Raw genomic sequence first — 7,687 nt, 5'->3', positions numbered from 1 at the left:
TCGCTGAGGCTTACATTTTTGACGAAAAAGTGCAGGGATTTATCCAGGAAAATAATCCTTGGGCACTGCGAGATATGGCGGAAAGATTGTTAGAAGCTCGTCAGCGGGGGTTGTGGGAGTCTGCCAGCCAGGATATACTGGATAAATTGCGATCGATCGCCCTGGAAGCTGAAGCCGTCATCGAGTCGAAGTAATTTGTGAAGCGATCGTTACAAATTGAAATAGATTTTCCATACTCTTAAATTGGATGCAGAGCATGAGAATTAAAAAAGAATGGCAAATATTTTCAGTCTTTTTAGGTCTATTTGCACTCTTGACAAGACCAGTCGCAGGCGCCAATGATGCTTCTAGGTTAGCTACTATTGAATCCCTGGTAGATTTTCATACTTTTGTTATTGATAATTCTCGATTTTTGTGGACAATAGATAAATATTTCTACCAAGGTCACTTTTACTCTGACAAGCCTCCTATTCTTTCGATATATGGTTCATTTTTTTACGCTTTTCTCAAGGCAATTGGCATTTCTTTTGATAAGAATCTAATGCTGGCTAATCTGCTAATAGTAGTTTTAGTAGTAGGAGTAGCTACAGCTATTGGCATGATTTATTTATATAAAACATTGGTTTTATTAGAAGTAGAAAAAACCTGGATAGATGTAATTTTAATTATTGCTGGTACGGGGACTCTCTTGTTACCTTACTCAACTGTATTCAGCAATCATGTGGTTAGTGGAAGTTTACTTATTGCTGGTTTTTACTATTTACTCAGGGTCAAAGAAAGTATTACACATTCTCTGCTTTCAGGTTTGTTAATTACCTTAGCTGGTAGCATTGATGTAGTAGCTTTTATTTTTCTGCCATTTCTGGCCGTCACCTTTTTTAATAAACCCCTGAAATCAAAGATAGTTTTTTCTTTAGCTTGCGCTTTAGTCCTGATAATTTACTTACAGTTAAATCTTTACACCTCTGGGAGTCTGCGGCCGCCTTCTATGAATAAGTCTCTGTGGGAATATCCCGGTTCTGTCTTCGATAGTACAACCCTTTCTGGTTTAGCATATCACTCAAATTTTCCGGCTTTACTAAATTATGCTTTTCATATGATTATCGGTCATCGAGGCTTGATTTCTTATACTCCTGTCTTAGTATTTTCTATTTGGGGATTTGTGAAAATTTACCAAAACAAAGATTTTAAATATCGCCAAGAATATCTGTTAATTTTTTTGGCATCTTCTGCCTATGTCCTGATGTACATTCTGCGTTCTAACAATTACAGTGGGTATTCTTATGGAGTCAGATGGTATGCCAATCTCATGTTTTTGCTCTGCCTACCACTAGCTCAAATCAGAAATGATATCAAAAATTCAAAACAGTTAAGAACAGCTTTTATAATTGTGAGTTGTTTGTCAATTTTTATCTCTTTTGTGGGCGTAAATCATCCTTTTGTCGCAGTTGATGAACAGCATCCTAGTTCATTTTTTAATGCTTTAGTTTATACATTTAAGCCCATAGATACTCAAATTTACGGGAATAACCAGGCCATGCAACTGTCGTTTTCGCACTCTTTGCTATTTGCACTCAAGCAGTTAAGGGTGATTTTAATAGCAGCACTCGCAGGTTTGTCGTGCTACTTGTTAGTGAACCGTGTTAAGCAATTTATCGCAAACAGACCTGTGGTTGAGGGTTAAAAAGATGCGCGGTCTCATCCCACACAGAAATACCCTAACCCAACAGTAATCGATAGCTAGTGAACTCGCTCTAGAATATAAGGATATAACCATCTCAAATCCCTAATCTCAAATCGATAACTAGCTGAAAGCTTTATGATTCGCGACGACATTGTTAGTCTCAGCACCCATATCCTCAAACGTAGCTGGACCATAGCCACCTTGCTAGCAGTAACTTTGGGATGTTCCTCAACCAATCCGCCCCACACTGTACTGACGCGGAGGGAAATCTCGCCAGTCCAAGCACAGCCCCTGGAACCTGTTCTGGCTAATAACTCCAAAAAACCCAAAAAGTTCGCTAGCGCGCGTTCTTGCGCCGAAAATGATGGCTTCACGGAGTCAGTAAACTTTGCTACCCAAGCCTCTAATTTGACTCAATCAGCCAATTCAAAACAAGAGTGGGACGAAGTAGCAGCCCTGTGGGTGCAAGCTGTAGCTTGGATGCAAGCTGTTCCTCCAAGCAGTCCCAAACGGGCTTTTGCTGAGAAAAAAGTGGTGGAATACATGAGAAACCTGGCTTATTCGCAACAGCAAGCAGGTGCAAACCGTCAAACTTCCGCCAGCTTCAGTAGCGATTTGCTTAACCAACAGCTAGAACTTTACCTATCCTACGTGGCGACGGTGGGCCCGCCTGATGTTTTGATTGTGGGGAGTTCGCGGGCGCTCCAAGGTGTCGATCCCAAAGCACTAAAACAATCTTTGGCGCAAAAGGGTCGATCGGGCTTAACCATATTTAATTTTGCAGTCAATGGTGCCACCGCACAAGTAGTTGACTTTCAACTGCGGCGACTATTAAAACCCCAGCATTTACCTCAAATGATTGTCTGGGCTGATGGAGTACGGGCGTTCAATAGTGGTAGAGTCGATCGCACTTTTAACTCAATTATCGCTTCCGAGGGCAATCAACTTTTAGTTGCCGGTATTCGCCCTAAACTGCCAGAAGATGAACCCAGTGTGATTCCCCAGTGTTACCAATTTCCCCAACCTTGTCGCAGGGGTGGTTTCCACAAAGCAAGTATCTTGCCTGTTGCTAAAATGGACGATCGTAGAATAGGTATCTTGCCGGTTGCTAACACTGCTGTCATGGCCATCAATCCAGTCAGCGACTTGGCAGACTCGATCGACTCCAACGGATTTATGCCCCTGTCTGTCCGTTACAATCCCAACACCTACTATAACGATCGCCCTTATGTTTCTGGTAGATTCGATCGCGACTACGAAAACTTTAACCTCGCTGGTAAACAAGCCCAAGCCTTCAATTCAGTCATCGCTTTGACAAAAAGTCGCAAAATTCCATTGGTTTTTGTGAATTTACCCCTCACCGACGACTATCTAGACGACACTCGTATCTGGGCCCAAGAACAATTTCGGCAACGAATGCAGCAACTCTCCCGCCAAAAAGGTTTCGCTTTCCGCGACTTATCCCAGCAGTGGCCCAGTCGCCATGAGTATTTTTTTGATCCTAGCCATCTTAATCGGTTTGGGGCGATCGCGGTTTCTCGTCTCATCGCCGCCGATACTAGCATCACATGGCCGAACCCGAAATCCCGAAGTATCGACGGTTGAGCTCAAATCCTCTCTCTTCTCGGACTCTGTGTTCTCTGCGGTTATATCGTTCCGGTGCCACCGCAATTGATATCATGGCGATCGGCAACGGATTCGATCTCAATTTTTAATAATCGCAAAACAGAGTTTCGCGAGTAGCCCTACCTGTTATCGGATTAGTGCCTTTTGCCACTTGACAAAGTTTTTTTATCATATCATCTCGCAGCAGTGCCTCAGTAAAATCAGCACCGTCAATTACCGCTCCTTCTAGTCTGGTATTGTAAGCAAAAGCACCCTCAAGAATAGCATTAGTTAAATTTGCTTTCATCATGCGAGCCAAGTCTAAAGTAGCACCAGTGAAATTAGCACCTTCTAAATTTGCTTCTTCCATATTGGCTGCAAAAAAACTCACGCCCCGCAAATCTGCATTGGTAAAATTGCTGTTGCGAAGATTAGCTTTATTAAAACTGTCGTCTGTGAGCACCCGGCCAGTAAAATCAGCGCCAACAAGAATTTCTTTGTCGTGATCCAAGGCTAGGGCTGGTGCGGGATTAATGCCGATCGCCCCAGCGACAAATACTGCTAAAATAACAACACTGAGCAAGAAAGTATAAATATGTTGGCGAATTCGAGAATTCATACAAGTTAGCGCTAATGAGCATCTGCGATAGTTCAAAATTGAATTTTACCAGAAAAGGCGATCGCCCGTTAGCGAAGCCCTCGAACCGGATTGCTCTTGCTGACTCCAATTGTTCCCCATCTTCCCACTCTCGCCTACTCGGCACTTTAGGAGAAAACTTAGTCTCCGAGTGGTTGCAGCAGCAAGGCTGGGAAATCCTGCACCGACAATGGCACTGTCGATGGGGAGAAATTGATATCATTGCACAGGGAACAGATCGAGAGAGTACAATCCAGGAATGTCATCAAAACTCCCGATTCCCCATTCCCGATTTCCCATCTCCGACTTTAGCATTTGTAGAGGTTAAAACTCGCAGTCGGGGCAATTGGGATACCGATGGAATCCTGGCTATTAGTGCGGCCAAACAAGCAAAAATTTGGCAAACTGCCGAAATATTTTTAAGTGCTTACCCAGATTTAGCAAATAATCCCTGTCGTTTTGATGTCGCCCTCGTCAGGTGCGAATCTTCAGGGCTAAAGACTCACAAAAGATTATCATCAACGACAGCCAACTCTCAACCCGCACTTACAGGTAGTTACGTGCTCACTTTGCAAGAATACATTCGCTCGGCTTTTAGCCATTAGAAATGTCATCTAATTTGAGATTTGAGATATTAGATGTTAAATTATGGAATTGCTCAAGCCCCCGGAATGCTATAACTGGCATTTTTTTGAGTCGTGAGCTTAGGCCAAAGTTTCGGGACAATATCCGAGTCCCTTGACAAACTGATGGCGAAAGGCTTCAATTTCCTTGCGATCGGGACTTCCGTGACAAACTACGGCTACCTGGTAACGGCGCATCACGCTCAGCGGCGACTGGCCCGTTTCCAAACTCCAAAGTGCCATTTGTAACCGAATTTCAGGATCGTAAGGAATTCCAAGTTCATTCATAAAAGCCCTAAAATCCCCGTGCATTTCTGGAGTTAAATATTGGCTCATTTTCACCTTGACTACCCAACCGTTAATTTGGTGAATAACAGTGATAAATTGCAAAGGCAGATGACTAGCCCTGCGTAGGTAATCCACGACTCTCAGAGTGAGGCTAGTATTGGCGATGTAGTAGAGGTATTCCATAACTATCCTTCGAGCAAAGCTGATTCTACACCTCTATTCTCCCGTTCTAGATCCGCCGCTACAAGGGGAAAAGCACCCTACTTTGGATGGGGGTTTTTACCCAATTTGTTACAAAGTTGACAGATTTTTGACAGGACTTCACCCGATGACAGAGATAGACTGGTCTTTGGACGCCTATGACTACGAACTTCCCCCCTCGCGCATTGCCCAAAATCCCGTAGTGCCTAGGGATAGTTCCCGCTTGCTGGTGGTAGATTCTCCAAGCACCCAACAACACCGGATTTTCCAAGATTTGCCAGATTTGCTCAACCCAGGCGATTTGCTGGTACTCAACAATACTCGCGTACTCCCAGCTAGGCTCTACGGGCACAAACCCAATGGCCCGGCTGTGGAGATCTTGTTGATGGAAGAACGACAACACAATTGCTGGCTGGCTTTGGTTAAACCCGGAAAACGCTTGAAGTTGGGAGCGAAAATAGAGTTCGATCCGATCGCTCCACATTCCCACGAGGAACCCGCAGGCCCCTGTTGTTGCCTTGGGGAAGCAGCATTAGCCACACTACCGGAGCGCCTGACTGCGACAGTTATAGAAAGGGACGATGCCACAGGAGGGCGCCTGTTGGAGTTTAATCTGCCCACAGAAATGTCTCTCATACCTTTTTTGGACGATTATGGTCACGTACCCCTACCGCCCTACATTGACAATTCCCAAGCAGCACCAGAACAGTACCAGACTGTTTATGCTAATCGACTAGGCGCGATCGCAGCCCCCACTGCTGGCCTACACTTCACCCAAGACTTGTTCAGCCGCTTGCAGCAGCGGGGAATTGAAAAAACTTTTGTCACCCTCCATGTTGGAGTCGGGACTTTTCGCCCCGTGGAGGTGGAAGACGTCACAACTCACCAAATGCACGAAGAATGGGTGGAAGTATCCGCCACCACCGTCGAAAAAATCCGCGAAACTAAAGCCAGAGGCGGGCGGATTATTGCTGTGGGAACGACAGCAGTGCGAGCTTTGGAAGGGGCGGCCGCGGCTACAGAGACCAAAATTGGTGATTCTCCCTTGCAACCTTTCTATGGCAAGACAAATTTGTTTATTTATCCCGGTTATAAATGGCGGGTAGTAGATGGGATGATTACCAATTTTCACTTACCCCGCTCTACTTTGTTGATGATGATCAGTGGGATGATTGGTCGATCGCGCGTGCTGGATTTATATAGAGAGGCCATCGCCCAGGAGTACCGCTTTTATTCCTTTGGCGATGCCATGCTGATTTTGCCCGAAGCGTATCAGATTAAACAGGTGATTGAATGATGGGGCATCGGGTTGGCCCCATGCCCCATCTTCCTGTTTTACTCTTCCTCTTCTTCTTCATTGCCGGGATACACGAAGCTGTTGGAACGTCCAGTCAGAACGGATTTGCCCAGGGACAAAGCTTTCTGAGCGGCCACCACAGCTTTGCGCTTCCAGGTTGCTTTACGCATATTCTTCTTGGATTTGGAGGTTTTCTTCTTAGGGACTGCCATGACCGTAAATACTTCTGCTGATATAGACAAACAAACATTCTAGCTGATTTTGCCGATCGTGCTGTGTCGATCGACAGCAACTGCCCCGTCATATCAAATCCGTTGACATCGGAATTATGATTTCTCTCTTCTCTTTCTCTGTGTCCTCTGTGTTCTCTGTGGTTTAATCATTCCGATACAACCGGAATTGAGATCGCGGGCGATCGACTCAGACGCAGCAGCAGGGCGTGAGACCACTTTGGCTAGACTAGAGTTCGTGAAAGTAATACATCACAACGCCCGTTACAGGGTCGTTCTCAATACTGACATAACCGGTTTTCAGCATTGCCGTGAAGGCTTCTTCCACTTCGGCAAAGGTAGCACCAGTTGCCATCACCCCCTGAGTGACTGACAATTTTCCGCTTTTAAGATAAGCTGCTTTCAGTAGTTTCACCCCCAACTGGTCGGGAGTTTGCTTGGGATATGTCTGGGCGATCGCCCCGTTGATTGGATGTAGTGGTATCCCTGTCGCAGATACACCCAGTTTGCCCCGGAGAGTCGCCTGATGTTCCTCCACCATGTTCGGGAGCAGCAGTAAGTCAAACAGTTGTCCAAACCCAAATAACCCAAAGGTAAACAGCCACAGCAAACCCGTACCAATCTTGCCGTTATAAAGACGGTGGAGTCCGAAGGGGCCGAAAAAACAAGCAGCCCATAAAAGGTAACTAACACCTAAATTGCTCATTTTCTGAACTTCCTGCCTGCTTATTCTAAGAATTCGAGTCCGTTATATCTATATTCTTTACTGTCGGTTAGGTGTTTAAACAGCTTGACACCCGACTTTATTTGTGCATGGTCATAAATTATGGGACCCAATTCCCCATGCCCAATTCGCTCCCCCCTTGGGGGGGGCAGGGGGGTTGCCCAATTCGCCAATTCCCGATGCCGATGAGTAATTCTGCGTAGCAATTCTTAATGCCAGCAACATATTCCGTGGGTCAAGAAATTGGTACACTGGAGAACGTGGAAATTACAGCAGGTTTGCCTCCCTTGATTCCACCCAGACTACCCCACCGTAGTTCCGTGGAAAAAAATAGAGGCTACCGCGGGCGATCGCCATACCTGAAAACTGAAACCAGCCAGTAGTTATAAGCAAAAATC

General features: G+C 45.4%; 10 protein-coding genes. 6 read left to right on the top strand and 4 right to left on the bottom strand.

Features of this window, described 5'->3' with window-relative positions; all coding sequences use genetic code 11:
* From AAFP11_RS14945 to AAFP11_RS14935, 3 genes are all read left to right on the top strand, one after another.
* On the top strand, positions 1 to 194 hold a 194-nt coding region (locus AAFP11_RS14945), incomplete at its 5' end, for a cobaltochelatase subunit CobN (RefSeq protein WP_341737777.1).
* A gap of 62 nt (positions 195 to 256) precedes the next feature.
* Positions 257 to 1,684, top strand: coding sequence for a hypothetical protein (locus AAFP11_RS14940; protein ID WP_341737776.1), 1,428 nt, complete (start codon positions 257 to 259; stop codon positions 1,682 to 1,684).
* Positions 1,685 to 1,819: 135 nt separating this feature from the next.
* Positions 1,820 to 3,289, top strand: a complete 1,470-nt coding sequence (locus AAFP11_RS14935; protein ID WP_341737775.1) for a hypothetical protein — start codon at positions 1,820 to 1,822, stop codon at positions 3,287 to 3,289.
* Between the two features lie 106 nt (positions 3,290 to 3,395).
* On the opposite strand, the gene AAFP11_RS14930 is transcribed toward AAFP11_RS14935, so the two are convergent.
* A complete protein-coding gene (locus tag AAFP11_RS14930; RefSeq protein ID WP_341737774.1) occupies positions 3,396 to 3,908 on the bottom strand; it encodes a pentapeptide repeat-containing protein in 513 nt (170 codons plus the stop codon).
* A 14-nt stretch (positions 3,909 to 3,922) separates the two neighbouring features.
* Between AAFP11_RS14930 and AAFP11_RS14925 the strand changes: the two genes are divergently transcribed.
* A complete protein-coding gene (locus AAFP11_RS14925; protein WP_341737773.1) occupies positions 3,923 to 4,531 on the top strand; it encodes a YraN family protein in 609 nt (202 codons plus the stop codon).
* 99 nt (positions 4,532 to 4,630) lie between these two features.
* Here AAFP11_RS14925 and AAFP11_RS14920 read toward each other — a convergent pair whose 3' ends face one another.
* Positions 4,631 to 5,020 (bottom strand): hypothetical protein, encoded by a 390-nt coding sequence (locus AAFP11_RS14920; protein ID WP_340521259.1) that lies wholly within the window; start codon positions 5,018 to 5,020, stop codon positions 4,631 to 4,633.
* Positions 5,021 to 5,165: 145 nt separating this feature from the next.
* Between AAFP11_RS14920 and queA the strand changes: the two genes are divergently transcribed.
* A complete protein-coding gene (gene queA, locus AAFP11_RS14915) occupies positions 5,166 to 6,335 on the top strand; it encodes a tRNA preQ1(34) S-adenosylmethionine ribosyltransferase-isomerase QueA (protein WP_341737772.1) in 1,170 nt (389 codons plus the stop codon).
* Between the two features lie 38 nt (positions 6,336 to 6,373).
* Here queA and rpmF read toward each other — a convergent pair whose 3' ends face one another.
* Both rpmF and AAFP11_RS14905 read right to left on the bottom strand, forming a co-directional pair.
* Complete coding sequence (gene rpmF, locus AAFP11_RS14910; protein WP_006632406.1) at positions 6,374 to 6,547, bottom strand: 50S ribosomal protein L32; 174 nt, start codon at positions 6,545 to 6,547, stop codon at positions 6,374 to 6,376.
* 247 nt (positions 6,548 to 6,794) lie between these two features.
* Positions 6,795 to 7,271, bottom strand: coding sequence for a TM2 domain-containing protein (locus AAFP11_RS14905; protein WP_341737771.1), 477 nt, complete (start codon positions 7,269 to 7,271; stop codon positions 6,795 to 6,797).
* Positions 7,272 to 7,501: 230 nt separating this feature from the next.
* On the opposite strand from AAFP11_RS14905, the gene AAFP11_RS14900 reads away from it, so the two are divergent.
* A complete protein-coding gene (locus tag AAFP11_RS14900; RefSeq protein WP_341737770.1) occupies positions 7,502 to 7,672 on the top strand; it encodes a hypothetical protein in 171 nt (56 codons plus the stop codon).
* Positions 7,673 to 7,687: the final 15 nt, after the last annotated feature.

It is taken from the genome of Microcoleus sp. CAWBG640 (genome assembly GCF_020883015.1).
GTDB lineage: Bacteria > Cyanobacteriota > Cyanobacteriia > Cyanobacteriales > Microcoleaceae > Microcoleus > Microcoleus anatoxicus.
Note: the sequence above shows the minus strand (reverse complement) of the source record. Positions and strands in the feature narration are given on the sequence as shown.